This window comes from uncultured Sphingobacterium sp. (assembly GCF_964277905.1).
Taxonomy (GTDB): domain Bacteria; phylum Bacteroidota; class Bacteroidia; order Sphingobacteriales; family Sphingobacteriaceae; genus Sphingobacterium; species Sphingobacterium siyangense.
Genome location: NZ_CAXYKD010000038.1, coordinates 88,046 through 103,842 on the forward strand (window position 1 = coordinate 88,046; position 15,797 = coordinate 103,842).

Here is a 15,797-nt window from a genome sequence, read left to right on the forward strand (position 1 = left end):
TTTCCAGTGTCTTAAAATGCAAAACATGAACAGCCTAAGGCTCCCCAGAATGCGGTGTAATTATTTATCGTGATGTTACTCATTCGGGCTTGATTGTGATCGTGTGCATGTACCTGACAGCTGCCGCTACACAGATGGATGGAATTTACAATGCTACTTTGAGCTGTTGATGTAGTTGTGCTGCTTTTTTGAGCTGTTTTCGAAACACTATAATAACCACCGTAGCTTTTTGTAGGTGACCAATCGGGTAGAATGGGGATCGGTGGGGGAGAGAAGGAACTGAAATCACCTTCCGCATAGACAATTTTACCCGCTACGACAGTAAGTTCGGATTCGATCTCCTTAATAGCTTCATCTTCTACCGTAAAATAGTCATTGTTAAGTACCGTTAAATCAGCTAGCATTCCCACAGCAATATCTCCCTTTTTTTGTTGTTCTTGTGAAAACCAAGCACTGCCTTTGGTATAGAGCTGTAGCGCTGTCATGCGGTCAAGCTTACTGTCTTGGTATATTTGGAGTCCACCAACAGTTTTTCCTGCGGTAAGCCAGTACATGGACACCCAGGGATTGTAGCTGCTCACGCGGGTTGCATCGGATCCACCTCCTACAGGAACTTCCATGGCCAGCATTTTTTTGACAGGGGGTGTTTGTTCGGCCGCAGTAGCACCATATCGATCTGCAAAATATTCACCTTGATAGGCCATGCGGCTTTGGATGGCAATACCACCACCTAGCGCTTTGGTTCGTTCAATATTACGTTCGTCTATTGTTTCGGCGTGGTCGAAAATCCAGGCCAATCCGTCAAACGGAATGTCGCGGTTGACTTTCTCAAATACATCCAAAAAGCGGCTGATACTTTCGTTGTATGTGGCATGTAATCTGAATGGCCATCGGTTACTCACGAGTAAGCGAACAACTTTTTCGAGTTCGGCTTCCATATTTTCACTGAGATCAGGTCTAGGCTGCAGAAAATCCTCAAAATCTGCTGCCGAAAAAACAAGCATTTCACCAGCGCCGTTGTGGCGGTACATGTCGTCGCCTTGGTGGAGAGGAACGCTGTCTATCCATTGCTGGAAATCTTCGTATTCGTGCTTGGGCTTTTGTGTAAAAAGGTTGTAGGCGATACGAACCGTAAGCTGGTCTTCGCTATGTAAATCACGGATGACTTTGTAGTCGTCGGGGTAGTTTTGAAAACCGCCACCAGCATCGATAACGCTGGTAATTCCAAAGCGATTGAGTTCCTTCATGAAATGTCGGGTCGAATTAACCTGCTCTTCGTAGGGAAGTGTAGGTCCTTTTGCCAAGGTTGAATATAGGATCATGGCATTGGGCGATGCAATCAGCAATCCTGTGGGATTACCATGGCTGTCCCGTTCAATGGTTCCGCCTGGAGGAGCGGGTGTGTCTTTGGTGTAACCTACGGCACGCAGTGCCGCAGCATTTAGCAGTGCGCGGTCATAGAGATGAAGGATAAAAACGGGTGTATCGGGTGCTATGGCATTGATTTCAGCCAAAGTTGGCATACGACGTTCGGCAAATTGAAACTCGGACCAACCGCCCACTACGCGAACCCATTGGGGATGTGGCGTGCGGTCAACTTGCTCTTTGAGCATACGTAGTGCATCGGCTAATGATGGAACACCATCCCAGCGCAATTCAAGATTATAATTGAGTCCACCACGGATCAGGTGGATATGCGAATCGTTGATGCCTGGTACAGCACGTCTACCGCCTAGATCAATCAATTTTGTCTGTGTGCTGGCAAGCTTAAGGACATCGCTGTCCGAACCGATTGCAACAAATTTACCATCTTGGATCGCTACAGCGGTGACTGCTTCCTGGTTGTGGCCGAAATGGGTTATTTTTCCGTTATATAGAATAAGGTCTGCTTTCATCATCTGGTTTGTTTAATTGTTTAAGGAAGAAATCGCGTTTTTGATGCCTTCGCCAGCAGTTTCAAAAAATGCTGGTCCAGCTAGTAAGGTGATCTTGTTTAATACCGGTTGTTGATCCATATTTTTTTCGCCCAACCATTTTTGGGTTCTGAAGGCATCGATACAACCGAGAACAACATTCTCTGCAACCAGAGCAGTCGGCGAATCCACACCCGCATCTTTGAGATCACTCGCAAAACTAAAATCTTTGACACCTAATCTAAGCGCTTCGCGCATGGCAACATGGGCTACATCCTTCATCAGTTCAGCATGGAAGTCCTCCCGTTTGCCAAGCCCAATCAACAACAGTTTTTTACTTGCGAGCGTGCCCTTTTTGCTTGGAGCTAAGAGGATGGTTTCAAGTGCATGTCCCTTAAATTTTCCTGTTTTACGTATTTCAGTTAACGTACCATGTAAAGCTTCATCTAAATGTACTAGACCATTCAATGCGGCAGGCAATGCCGGCGGGGAGATAAAGATATCGCCCTCGGTATATTCAAATACACAGGCTACCTGCAGATCACTTGCAGCAGCCGAAGGGCCTTGAACGAGGCCTTCAATAGCAAGTCCATCGACATTTCCCCAGATGGTACTTGTGCCTATTGCTGTGGTTTTAATAGGAGCTGCCGCCGTTGCTTGTGCATAAGATTGTATCGGAGTGACCGCCAAGGTGCCAAACAAGGCGATCAGCGCCCATTGACATGTTTTCTTTTGAAAGAGTCTCTTTATTGTTTTCATGATTTTAGAATTTAAAGGCGATCCTGCTATTGAAGAAAATTCCATTTTTTGGTGTGCTAATGATGTCTTCAATGAAAGCGCCGGTTTTGAAATATTGAATACCTGTTACCAGCGACAATTGCTTACTGGCGGCGTAGGTAAAGTTGGCTAGATAAGCCGTGCCGATATAGCGTTTACGCGAAGCAGATCCAGGCAGGTTAAAAGATCCGCTTGGCCTGTATAAACCGTCTTGTAAGGTATGCCGCCAGTTGAAAACTACGTCAACCTGCATCTTGAGTTTGGGAAGAAGGTCTAGCGTGGCATAAGGGTGAATGTCAATCAAGTTGACGGGACCGATCTGTGGACTAAAACCAAAGTATCCGCCTTTGGGGTAAATGGGGTTGAAAGTTTGCAGATTGCCATCTCCAGCCTTTTTGTCCCCTGAAATATAGTCGTTACGTAGATTGACGGATGGTTTAAGCACAGTATTTTCAAAGAGGTAGCCGATATCGACGGAAGCAGTCCATGCTGATATCTTACCTTGGCCAAAAGATCCAAATTGATAAGCCCCTTCAAGGTTGTAAATAAATCCACCGCCATATTTCCAGATCCGGGTTCCTACGGTATGGCGGGTTTCTTGTGCTATACCCTCCTCAAAAACCGAACGGTCGCGATAGATGCCGATGTAATATAAGTCGAGATTGGCCTGTTGAGGAACAATAAATTTCCCGTAAGCTCCCCACAGGTTGACCTGTTTGGAAGGTTTGTTGTCAAATATGCCCGGTCTAATGGTATCTGCCATCATGGCAAATGCTTCAATATTCACTTTGCTGCTGTTGTAAGCTAGTTTTGCTCCAGTGAAATATCTTCTGGCATTTGGGCCTTCACCTACGGAAATTAAGCGGCCGGAGCCATAGTCAAGCTCCTGCCTGCCAAGGCGAATCAATACTGATTTATCATTTTGTTTGAACAGCGTTCCATCTATAAATAGGTTCTGTACATTCAGTTGGTCTTCATCGATCTGGCGTGAACCATTTTTGCGGCCATGCTGCAGGGCTGAGCGAAGTTGGGTGAAAAGACGGAGACGCGTCCCGAAATGTAGATCGGCGTGCAGACTATAACGTTGCAGTAGAAAGTTGTTATGCCCAAGCTTTACGCGTCCCCAGTCCTCATTGTTAAAATCGACATATTCCAACCGTGCCTCGCCACCCATCGAAAGCCATAATTTACCGTCAGCAGTTAAAGGGCTATATTTGAGCTTTTGATAACCATGACGTGTACTGTCTGCGAGAGCGCTGTAATCTTCCTCGAAACGCATTAATTTGTAGGTTTGAGCCTTGGAAAAATGCGGAAATAGGCTGAGTATCGACAATACGAGCGCCGCTTGACGGATGTAATTGAATATGGTCTGTTGCTGTTGCACGAGGTACGATTTTGAATAAATATTTTTTTACAATTGAATTAACCGTGTTTTAGCATATTGTGGGCGTAATGAACCCCTAAGCCATAGCTGCCGCCATGTTTTTTCATGAGGTCTGTTACAGCTACATAGGTTTCCTGACGGGCCCAGTCGCGTTGTAATTCCAGAAGGTATTGTACAGCAGTGATCGGTTTTACACCCATATGAATCATGCGTTGCATAGCACGCTCATGTGCCTCTTGACTTACATCACCACAGGCATCGGCAATGACATAAACTTCATATCCCTCCGCTAGTGCAGATAAAGCTGGTCCAACGATACATACACCTGTCCATAGGCCTGCCAGCACCAGTTTTTTCTTACCTGTGCCTCTTATGGCTTGGTAAGCGGCCTCATCTTCCCAGGTATTCATACTGGTTCTGTCGATATAATCTGTACTGGCTTGTGGATAATATGTCTCAATTTCTGGAAAAACAGGACCTGAAAAGCTTTCTTCCGCGACTGTGGTTACGATGGTCGGCACATTGAAAATCTTGGAAGCACCGCAGATTACGGCGACATTATTGCGAAGCTCTTCCATGGTAATGCTTTTTGTGGCAAATGCCATTTGGCCTTCGAAGTCGATCAATACCAATGCATGGTTGCTTGGCGACAATAGTTCTAGTGATGGTTTCATAAATATGTATTTTTTGTTGTTTGATATTTGTTGAGATTCAAATCTTTTACCTTTTTTCTTATTGTTTTGATTTTTAGTTTTCTATGGTGTTTTGTCGGTTTTTAAAATTGACGATATATCGTCAATTTGTTTTTCGTATTAAAATAATCTGATAAGTCAATGATCTATACACCGCTTTGGAGTTGCTGTTATCCTTTAGAGATACCCAAAGCATTTGGTGTATACCCAAATTTAGGCTGGTTAATTTTGCTGTTCATTGAACTAGTTCAAGAAAAACAGGGAAAGAAAAAATGTACTAAACAATAGCTATTGCTGAATCTCTTCGTGGTCAATTAGCGTATTTCTGAATTCTGAAAATGGGACTTTAGGTTTTTGAATTGAATAGATTAACTTTTAGATGTCTCAAGGCTTGTTTTTATGATTTATGTTATCTAAAAGATAAATTTTGATTATTTAATGGTATGCTAAACCTGTTTAGGTAGTAATGTTGTTGATATTAATTAAATATTTGTTAACATTACGGTAAATTATAAACCAAGTCAAAGCATCAACTTTGATGCAAAATTCTAAACCAGACTAAAAATGCAAAAAACATTACTAATCAGTATGGCATTGGGTCTCTCATACCCCACTTGGGCTAATGTAGAGCATGATTATGTCAAATTGAAACAAGAGGTGCACAGTATTGCAGTTCAATCTACCGTGAAAGGGGTGGTAAAAGACAAAAACGGAACAACCTTGTCCGGAATTACCATTACCAATTTAACCAGTCAAAAAACAACCTCAACGAATGTAGCGGGTCAGTTCACGATTGAAGCCACTATAGGGCAAAGACTCAAATTGACAGGGATAGGCTACAGTGAAAATATCGTCAGCGTGACGGGAGGGCAGATCGATATCATCATGGAATCCAAAGATACCGAACTGGAGGAAGTTGTGGTGGTCGGTTATGGTACGCAGAAAAAAGTGAATCTTACCGGTGCAGTAGACCAAGTGGGATCAGAAGCTTTTGAGGGACGCGTACTGGGCAATGCAAGCCAGATGCTCCAAGGTGTAATTCCTAACTTGAATGTAACCCCAGCAGATGGTAAGCCCAATCGGGCACCAAGTTTCAATATCCGTGGGACAACTTCCATTGGTCAGGGTGGAAGTGCACTTGTGCTTATTGATGGTGTCGAAGGTGATCTTTCGGCGATCAATCCCAATGATATAGAAAGTGTAACTACACTCAAAGATGCTGCTTCGTCTGCGATTTACGGCTCCCGCGGTACCTTCGGGGTAGTTTTGGTCACAACGAAACGTGCCAAGTCCGGAAAAACTTCGATCAACTATTCAGGAAGTGGCTCTTTTCAAAAACCTGTAACTTTGCCCAAATTCGTGACAGATGGTTATGAATATGCTTCGCATTTCTTTACAGCCTATAATGCCTGGAATAATTATTCTTCGATTCCGAGCAAGCTCAACAAGACACAGATCTTTACAACAGATTGGCTGGAAGAATTTAAGAGAAGAAAAGAACAGGGCATTACCGAACAGGTCACTGTCGACGATAAGGGTAATTATGTATACTACGGTAATGAAGACTATTACGGTACGTTGATCAAGGATAATACGTTTGTCCAGGATCACAACCTGTCCATCAGTGGCAATTCAGAAAAAATGGATTACTATATTTCTGGACGTGCTTACGACTACAATGGCCTGTACCGCTACAACAGTGATAAATATAAGACCTATAATACACGTGCAAAAGCGGGACTTCAGGTCACCGACTGGTTACGAATAAGCAATAACATCGATTTTAATTATGCCAAATACAGAGACCCATCGACTGCTGGTGAAGGTGGAAATATCTGGCGCAATATTGCCGATGAGGGACACCCTTCTTCGCCGATCTTTAACCCTGATGGATCTATGAGCTTCTCTGCAGCCTATACAGTAGGGGATTTTATCTACGGTAAGAATGGTACGAATACGGCAAATCAGGATCTCCGCAACACAACTTCTTTCGAGACTAAGTTTTTCAACAATACGTTCCGCATTAAAGGGGATCTGACTTTTAGAAATCGCGATTTTAATTCGGTAAGAGTCCGTGTGCCTGTTCCGTATAGCACACAGGAGGGAAAAATGTTGCGGTTGGAAACAAGTATGAACGACAATATTTATCAAGTAGACCAACGCTACCGTTATTTGTTTGGAAATCTATACAGTGAATATGAACGCACAATAGGCGATCATTATTTTAAAGGTTTGCTCGGATACAATTATGAGCAGCGTACCTACAATTCAACCTATATTACCAAAACAGGTCTCCTCAATGATGATGTTGAAAATATCAACCTGGCAGTAGGGCAGAATACCACAGCGACAGCGGGATATAACAAGTACCGTAATGTCGGGGTATTTATGCGTGCCAATTATATTTTCAAGGACCGTTACCTTTTTGAATTCAATGGCCGCTACGATGGTTCGTCCAAATTTCCGACAAACCAACGATGGGGACTGTTCCCTTCCGCATCCCTGGGCTGGCGTATTTCTGAAGAACCATTCTTCCAGGTGGACAAAAGAGCACTTTCTGATCTGAAGCTAAGAGCGTCCTATGGCTCATTGGGTAATGGTAATGTCGATCCGTATTCCTATTTGGATATTTACGAGATCAAGATTATGGATCGGGTATTGAACGGACAGAAGCCGGCATATACCTCGGTGCCTAAGGTGATCCCGGATAACTTAACTTGGGAAACAGCGCGCACGGCAAACTTAGGTCTTGATCTATCATCTTTAAATGGAAAACTGACTTTTACGGGCGATATCTATCAACGCAAAACCTTAAATATGTATACCTTAGGTGTAGCTTTGCCTGACATCTTTGGTGCGGAGTCGCCGAAAGGAAACTATGCTGACATGACCACAAAAGGTTTTGAAGTGAGCCTGACTTATAAGGATAGATTCGATTTGAACGGTAGTCCTTTCAATTGGTCCGTAAGGGGTACTTTGGCTGATTATAGATCCAATATAGACCGTTACGAAAATAAAGAGGGTTTAATCAAAGATGGATCCTATTATGAAGGTCAGCGAATCGGCGAAATATGGGGCTATGTAACGCAGGGTTTATTTCAGAATCAGGCGGAAATTGATGGTGCTGCAAAACAAAAATTGATCAAATCGTCCAACAATGGTACAATATATCCAGGTGACGTGCGTTTTACGGATCTAAATGGTGATGGTGTAATCGATTATGGAAATAATACGATTTATAGCCATGGTGATAGAACTGTCATCGGTAATGCCGATCCACGATATATCTATAGTTTTAACCTTAATCTGGATTGGCAAGGTATTTATTTCTCGTCTTTCTTCCAGGGGGTGGGTAAGCAGAATTGGTACCCGAGCAATGAATCTATTTTTTGGGGACAATACAATCGACCTTACAACAACTTGCCGGAATGGCACCTCAACAATTATTGGACTGAAGACAATCCGAACGGTTATTTTCCTCGCTATGCTGGGTACAATGAATCTATCAAAACAACGCCACAGACAAGATATCTGCAGAACGTTGCCTATATACGGATGAAAAATATACAGATCGGATACAGTTTTCCTAAATCTGTAACCAACAGGTTAAAAATCAGTAGTCTTCGGGCTGGACTCTCGGGCGAAAACTTATGGACCTGGTCGCCTCTTTACAAAAAAACGAAGGATCTCGATGTCGGTAATCTGGGCAAATCTGATCCCGAGATCGGAACGGGTTCTGGCGACGGATTTAACTATCCGATTATGAAGAGTGTTAGTTTTAATTTATCTATTGGCTTATAGTTTTTTAATATCATGAAAAAATTATTTTATATACCTATTGTTGCGCTTTTGTTCTCCTCCTGTGAACTAAACGAGCTGCCGAAGGCAGGTGCCACCGAGGAGGATATCTTTGGGAGTGAAAGTGGATTAAAAAATTACAGCAACTCATTCTATCGGAATATTACCTCTGGTAGTGACGCTTATAAAGGTGACGCTATGGCTGACTATTCGGCCGTAAATAGCCTCAATGATTTTATGGTCGGCGGCGCTTACAGTGCTGAGATCAGTTCGGGGTGGTCCTGGACTACCCTGCGTAATATCAACCAATTGATAGCTAAATGTAATAGTCCCAAATTGAGCGATGCCATCAAAAATAATTATATCGGCTTAGCCCGTTTTTTCAGAGCTTGGTTCTATTATGAGAAAGTAGTTCGTTTTGGCGATGTGCCTTGGGTAGATCACCCTTTGGCGGTTGATGAGACGGATATCCTTAAAGCACCACGGGATTCGCGCGAAGTGGTCATGAAGCACATCATGGAAGATCTGGACTTTGCCTACGCCAATATCACAAATACGGCGGGTGACGGTAGTACGGTTAATAAATGGACAGCACTTGGTTTGAAGACCCGAATCGCGCTGTTCGAAGGAACATTTCGTAAATACCAAAAGCTCAATTTGGCTACACAGCCGGAAGTATTCTTCCAGATGGCGGTAGACGCTGGCAAGATTTTAATGGAAAATGGTCCTTATGGGCTTAATATCTCCGCAGACCCTAAAACATCACAGCGACAGTTGTTTACCAGTAATACGCCAGTGACAAAAGAGGTCATGTTGGCCGTAACTTTCAGTAAAGATCTTGCGCTTTTGAACGATGCCAATTGGTGGTGGACATCAGCAACCTACGGTCCACGTTTAAGTTTGGTAAGGCCTTTTATCAATAGTTTTTTGAATGTTGACGGTACTCCTTATACGGATAGACCGAACTTTCAGACTGAGGAATTCTATGAGGAGTGTCAAAATCGCGACTTGCGCTTGGCGCAGTTGATCCGGACGCCAGGATATTCCCGTAATGGACAGCCTGCTCCCCCAAATTTTGCAAGTTTTACCTATACGGGGTATCAACCGATCAAGTATACTTTAGACGATCCCTATTACGACAATGGCGGTTACAATACCAATGCAGTTCCTTTAATGCGTTATGCGGAAATATTATTAAACTATGCTGAAGCGAAACAGGAACTAGGTACTTTCAATGATGCGGATTGGTCGAAAACTATTGGAGCATTACGTTCAAGGGCTGGAATAACAAGTGGAACGAATACACTGCCGACCAAAGTGGATACCTACTTGAAAAATACATTCTTCCCCGAAGTCAATAGTCCCGTGCTTTTAGAAATACGTCGTGAAAGACAGGTGGAATTAGCCCTGGAGGGTTTCCGTTTCAATGATTTGAAGCGATGGAAACTTGGACCGCTTATGGCAAATTTGCCTTGGACGGGAATTTATATCCCTGCTTTAGATAAGCTGATTGATATCGACCACAATGGAACTCCAGATGTCGTGTTCTATGATGGAAGTAAATCAGCTCCTTCGATAACTGTTCCTGCAGGAGTAGCCAAGGTGGCTATAGGGGGCAAAAGTACCAATTTCCAGACAATGACTTCGGACAATCACCTGGAATGGTTTAAAGCTGTGAAGCGTACTTGGGATGACAATAACAAGCAGTACCTTTACCCAATTCCGTCTGCAGCGATTGTGCTAAACGGAAATCTGACACAAAACCCAGGTTGGAGTAAATAGGAATTTAACTTATTAGTCCCCATAAAAGAGGCTCCTTGCATTGCAAGGAGCCTTCTTTTTACTACTAAGGGTGTATTGTTCAGTTTGATGAAAGTTTTTTGGCTTGTTAGCGTCTTTCTTGGTAAACGCCGATTTCGTTTACGACCGCATGACCTTTTTCAGGTTTGATGCTGAAGCGTAATTTTTGTCCCAGTACTTCATCAAAACGGAAGATCTTGATGCGGCCCTGTTGTACCGCTGTAACCGCGATAGGATGCCATTTTCCATCTTTCAGATAGGATAAGTTATACTGTGAAGGATTGTCTTTTCCTTCGGTAATAACAACACTATTGAAAGCTTTACTACGTTCAAAATCCAATTCATACCATACTTCATCTTTGACTGCCGGATTGGAGACCCAGGCACTACCAAAGTTATCGTCGTTGGCAAAATCCATAATGTTCATATCTTCGCTCCAGCTACTGGATGAAGGTACTTGTTTGGCCATATTGTGGTCGACTATTGGTGCCTGGTAATTTGGTAATGAACTGTAGCTGGGTTTATTTTTGTATAATGTACCGATTGTCTTCAGTGCATCAAGCGCATTTTGATCCATCAGACCATCACTATTTGGTGCTACATTGAGCATAAAGTTGCAATACGCGTTGTTGTACGGAATTACAAATTTCTCGACCAATTCATTGACATTTTTAACTGGGGTGTTCGGAAACGATGTTTTCCAGAACCAATTTTGCTGTAAGGGAAGACAGGCCATGGCCGGCAATTTGTTATGCTCCTTGGAGATAAATTGACCCGCGCCTTGTTCGTACGATTTGATATCGGTGTAAAACAACGCATCACCGGGGTATTTTGCCGAATTGAGATCCATCAACAAACATTTTGGTTGGAGTGATTTGACAAGATAATAGATGTCATCGAAAGGAACATCATCGTACGAAATACGCGACCAAGGGGCGTCCCATCCATCAATGACCAAGGCGTCGATTTCTCCGTATTGGGTCAACAATTCCGTCAGCTGATCTTTGATCAATTGGATATGTGCTTTGGTAATGGTATGTGGACGTATGCCCTGATGCATATCCAAAATGGAATAATAAAGCATAACACGCAAACCATTTTTGCGGAAAGCATCCGTAAATTCTTTAACAACATCACGATGTAAAGGCGTGTTCATTACATTATAATCTGTTGTTTTGGTATTCCAGATCGGGAAGCCACTATGGTGCTTGGTGGTTAGGCAACCATAGCTCATATTGGCCGATTTGGCAGCTTTAGCCCATTGATCTGCGTTGAGCTTCGGAGATTTGAACAGTTCAAGTGCGGCATTGGGATCGGACCAGTCTTGTTCCATAAAAGTTGGCATGCCATAATGGATGAACATACCGAATCCAAGATTGACAAAGTCGAGCTGACTCTGTTCGAGGACCTTCTTTGAAAAACCGGATTGTGCCAATAACGTGTTGCCCAGTAAAAGAAAAGATAGGCAGTAAAGTAGTTGCTGTAAAATTTTGGACATAATTTACTAAGTTGTTATGTTGTAAATATAGGTCAAGGTTGTGTTATTTAAGCCTAATGGAAACCTAACGAAAGCCTAATAAAAGCCTAATAGCTATCTTGATTCGACAAATTGATGTTATTTTTAAACCATGAAGAGCACCGGTAAAAATATATATCCCTGGGCATTTGGAACAAGCTTCTTGATCTTGACGGGGTTGATCGGTTTTCTGATCTTCAATACGTATAAGCTTGAGGACAAGAATTATCAGATTGGACAGCTCAACCGGATCCAGAATGCTTATGGAGCTGTTATTATGGATGATAAGATATTCCCTGGGGGAGATGCCATATTCCAGACAACATTGGTACCCTGTTTGCCGAAATGGTGTGAAAAAAAAATAAATAAGTCCGCAGACGCAGACCAGTACGGTGACCATTGTATGAATGGCTTTCTCGATCAGATGCGGAGGCAGCAGTCGTTAGACCGTATTTTTCGTCGGATCGTACATCAGCAAGGGCTCGATACGACACTTGTTTACCTATTCCATTTTGATAAATTGGAAATATATAATGCAAGAGACCGTGCCTGGACGACTTTCTATGCGTTAGCAGCCGATGATCGTGCTGGTCTAATCAGTGGCAAACTCAAGCGCGGAACAAATAATAATAGGGTATTCCAACTGTCTGTTAGTGACAAGAATCCTATTCCTTATCGTTTTACCTATAGCCTGTATGTTGATTATGAAAATAGGGACTGGCGTCTTGTCCAACGGATGATGCCCGTGTTTTTACTCTCCTTAGCTTGTATTGTTGTGATCGTATTATTGAGTTATCGAACCTATCGTAATTGGATCAATCAACGTAAATTGGCGGACCTGAAAACGAGTTTTCTAAATCATATGCGCCATGAATTTAATACGCCACTGACGACAATTTTGATCAGTGCACATAGTTTGATCGATCGTGAAACAGGAAAAGACGATAAGGAGGTGGCACAACTTGGGCGCATCGTAGAAAGGCAAGCGAAACGACTTAAAGCTTATTTTGAACAGGTCATGGGATCTGTGGCATTACAGGAACAAGAGGCTAAAATTGTATCCGTTTCTATTGATCGGCTGACACAGCAAATATTGAAAGAACTTCATTTGCGCTACCGAGGTGAAATTGAAATTCAATATGAACCTTTAGCTGCCGATGTGGAGATGAGTCTTGATGAAGATTATTATTTTTCAATCTTAGATAACCTGGTATCCAATGCGATAAAATTTAACGATAATAGTAAGAAGACGATTCAGTTTAGCTGGGAGCAGCAAGGTCATCATTATAACCTCAAAATAGTGGATAATGGGGTTGGGATCGCCGCTGCAGATCAGGAAGCGATATTTACAGCATTTTATAGAGGGAAACTATCCGCTAATAAACCTGGACTAGGACTGGGGCTTTACTATGTCAAATCTTATTTGGACAGGCTGGGTTGGACGATCCGTGTAGCAGGCGGTAAGTCTGGTTCCGGTACAATTTTTTATATTTACATGAGTAATGTGGCATTCAATGGCAAAAGATAAGATTGACATCCTTTTGATTGAAGACGAACCTGATTTGGGCGAAGTTTTTTCACGTTATTTGCGATACAAAGGCTTTACGGTGCGCTGGGAAAGCACGGCGCAAGATGGCTGGGCGGCTTTTCAGTCCTGTGCCGTTAAATTACTAATTATTGATGTGCAGTTGCCCGATGGTAATGGTTTTGACCTGGCGCAACAAATGATACAATTGAATCCTGGGCAACCTATTTTCTTTTTGACCGCACTTCATGAACGCACATCGCGACTCAGGGGACTTAGTCTGGGTGCTGTTGATTACATTGCGAAACCTTTTGACATGGACGAAATACTGCTCAAGATTCGCAATTTATTGACCGTGGCAAATGCACCCGAAGTGCAGACGAATCCGGAAATCGAACTTGCTATCGGTTGTCTGTTGCTCAACATGGAACGCTATAGTCTGCGTGATGGAATGGGGAGCATACAAAAGCTCACAGTCCGTGAAGCTGAGTTGCTGCGGCATCTGGTCCTTCATAAAAATCTATTGGTCAATAAAAAAGATCTCCTGCTGCAGTTTTGGGGTAATACGGATTTTTTTAACGGTAAAAGCCTGGAGGTTTTTATCTCCCGACTTCGTAAATTGCTGCAGATGGATCGCAAACTTCAGATCGAAAGTATCTATGGAGCGGGTTATATTTTACACGAAAATGAAGGTGTTTAACGACCGGATCTAATTAAAGAAATACTATGCTATACGAAAATATTCTTAAAAATGTGTCCAAGTGCATTGCTTTGACAGCGGAAGAAACCGAACAGTTCACTGGTTTACTGACAGCAAAGAAGGTGCCCAAGAAAACGATGCTATTGGAGGAAGGGGAAATTTGTCAGTTTGAAGGATATCTTCAAAAAGGGTGTGTCCGGATTTATTATCTGGATGAAAATGGTTTTGAAGTAACGCTGGCTTTTGCTGTCGAAGATTGGTGGATTAGTGATATTGCTTCATTTCATTACCATACACCATCCAGTTTATACATGGAAACATTAGAAGACAGTGAGTTTTTGATGTTAACACCAGAGACGAAAGAGAGATTATTAGAGACTGTTCCAAAGTTTGAGCGGGTTTTTCGTATGTTGGTGCAACGTCGGCTCGCTGTTCTGCAAAATAGGCTGATCCATACAATGGCCAAACCAGCCGCCGATCGCTATCTCGAATTTATTGAACTATACCCGACTATTTCCCAAAGGGTACCGCAATACTATATTGCATCCTACTTGGGGGTTTCACCCGAATTTGTCAGTATTATACGTAAGCGGCTTGCTGCAAAGAAATAACAAGCAGTTCGAATGGCTCCATGTTGAAACACGTAGGTGATGACATGGGCCATTCGATTTAGAAAAAAGAAGGATGCTTTCCAAAAAGTGAATGTATTTATGCGTTGAGTTTTTCGGTAGCTTGATTTGAGCTGTGTACCAACTATATTTTGAGCTTTCGGACAACTAGACTTTGCAAAAGGTATGAGATATTTGCTACCTTTAGGCTGGGACTGATTTTAGCTATCGGTACCCATAATCGCAGAGCCGTTTAAAATAAATCGTATTGAGCATGGAAGAGAAAGATTTTGGGAATGCCTTTTTGTATTCCTGTTATGTCGAGAAAGCATTTGGGCACGAACAGTTCATTCCCGAACATGTCGTTTTTTTTCAGCTATCTGGTGAAACACATCTGGACCATCAGAAAGGAAAATTGGTGGCGACAGAAGGGCAGATTGTGGTTGCCCGTAGAAACCAACTGGCCAAAGCTTTTAAATATCCCGCGAAAAATAATATTTACAAATCTGTTTCAGTATTGCTGGGGGCTGATCGGCTGAAGCAATACGCGATGGACCATCACCTCAGTTCGGACAAAAAGTATCAGGGTGAGTCCAATGTTGTACTGGAAAGTAACCTGTTTATAAAAAGTTATTTTGAGTCATTGACCCCCTATGCGGAAGCCATCGACCGAGTGAGCCCGCAGATGGAAAATATCAAGATCTATGAATTGATCACCTTGTTGTTGGAAAGCTATCCACAGTTAAAAGACCTGCTTTTTGACTTTTCGGAGCCGCATAAAATTGATCTCGAGCAGTTTATGGTTAAAAACTATCGGTACAATGTGCCTTTAGAAAACTTTGCCAAACTAACTGGGCGGAGTTTAGCAAGCTTTAAACGTGATTTTGAGAAAATATTCCAGACCTCTCCCCGAAAATGGCTGCAAGAAAGACGTCTTTCTGAGGCTTATTATTTAATTGAAAATAAGCGACAAAAACCTGCAGATTTTTATCTTGATCTGGGTTTTGAAAACCTTTCTCATTTTTATGCTTCTTTCAAGGAGAAGTTTGGCATAACACCAGCGACTATCAATTCCGTTGCTTAA

At 42.6% G+C, this 15,797-nt stretch carries 11 protein-coding genes; 6 read left to right on the forward strand and 5 right to left on the reverse strand.

Translation table 11 applies throughout. From position 1 onward, the window contains the following. Positions 1-11: 11 nt before the first annotated feature. From ACHWSC_RS17350 to ACHWSC_RS17365, 4 genes are read right to left on the reverse strand one after another with little or no spacing between them, the layout of a single operon-like run. Positions 12-1,898, reverse strand: a complete 1,887-nt coding sequence (locus tag ACHWSC_RS17350) for an amidohydrolase (RefSeq protein ID WP_394677599.1) — start codon at positions 1,896-1,898, stop codon at positions 12-14. Positions 1,899-1,907: 9 nt separating this feature from the next. Continuing rightward, a complete protein-coding gene (locus tag ACHWSC_RS17355) occupies positions 1,908-2,672 on the reverse strand; it encodes a M17 family peptidase N-terminal domain-containing protein (RefSeq protein ID WP_394677600.1) in 765 nt (254 codons plus the stop codon). 4 nt (positions 2,673-2,676) lie between these two features. Next, on the reverse strand, positions 2,677-4,074 hold the full coding sequence (locus ACHWSC_RS17360; protein ID WP_236582634.1) for an alginate export family protein: 1,398 nt from the start codon (positions 4,072-4,074) through the stop codon (positions 2,677-2,679). A gap of 38 nt (positions 4,075-4,112) precedes the next feature. Continuing rightward, entirely contained in the window at positions 4,113-4,748 is a 636-nt protein-coding gene (locus ACHWSC_RS17365) for a hydrolase (protein WP_394677601.1), read from the reverse strand. A gap of 582 nt (positions 4,749-5,330) precedes the next feature. Here ACHWSC_RS17365 and ACHWSC_RS17370 point away from each other — a divergent pair. Then, positions 5,331-8,567 carry a SusC/RagA family TonB-linked outer membrane protein gene (locus ACHWSC_RS17370; protein WP_394677602.1) on the forward strand — a complete coding sequence of 1,079 codons (3,237 nt, stop codon included), beginning with the start codon at positions 5,331-5,333 and terminating at the stop codon, positions 8,565-8,567. 12 nt (positions 8,568-8,579) lie between these two features. Beyond that, positions 8,580-10,346, forward strand: a complete 1,767-nt coding sequence (locus tag ACHWSC_RS17375) for a RagB/SusD family nutrient uptake outer membrane protein (RefSeq protein WP_070567448.1) — start codon at positions 8,580-8,582, stop codon at positions 10,344-10,346. Between the two features lie 106 nt (positions 10,347-10,452). On the opposite strand, the gene ACHWSC_RS17380 is transcribed toward ACHWSC_RS17375, so the two are convergent. Next, positions 10,453-11,862, reverse strand: a complete 1,410-nt coding sequence (locus ACHWSC_RS17380) for an alpha-L-fucosidase (RefSeq protein WP_394677603.1) — start codon at positions 11,860-11,862, stop codon at positions 10,453-10,455. A 130-nt stretch (positions 11,863-11,992) separates the two neighbouring features. Between ACHWSC_RS17380 and ACHWSC_RS17385 the strand changes: the two genes are divergently transcribed. From ACHWSC_RS17385 to ACHWSC_RS17400, 4 genes are all read left to right on the forward strand, one after another. Continuing rightward, positions 11,993-13,408, forward strand: a complete 1,416-nt coding sequence (locus tag ACHWSC_RS17385; protein ID WP_394677604.1) for a sensor histidine kinase — start codon at positions 11,993-11,995, stop codon at positions 13,406-13,408. After that, entirely contained in the window at positions 13,395-14,105 is a 711-nt protein-coding gene (locus ACHWSC_RS17390) for a response regulator transcription factor (RefSeq protein WP_075991588.1), read from the forward strand. The genes ACHWSC_RS17385 and ACHWSC_RS17390 overlap by 14 nt, the downstream gene beginning before the upstream one ends. 26 nt (positions 14,106-14,131) lie before the next feature. After that, positions 14,132-14,716: a Crp/Fnr family transcriptional regulator gene (locus tag ACHWSC_RS17395; protein WP_075991589.1), complete on the forward strand. Its 585-nt coding sequence runs from the start codon at positions 14,132-14,134 to the stop codon at positions 14,714-14,716. A gap of 271 nt (positions 14,717-14,987) precedes the next feature. Continuing rightward, on the forward strand, positions 14,988-15,797 hold the full coding sequence (locus tag ACHWSC_RS17400) for an AraC family transcriptional regulator (protein WP_070567440.1): 810 nt from the start codon (positions 14,988-14,990) through the stop codon (positions 15,795-15,797).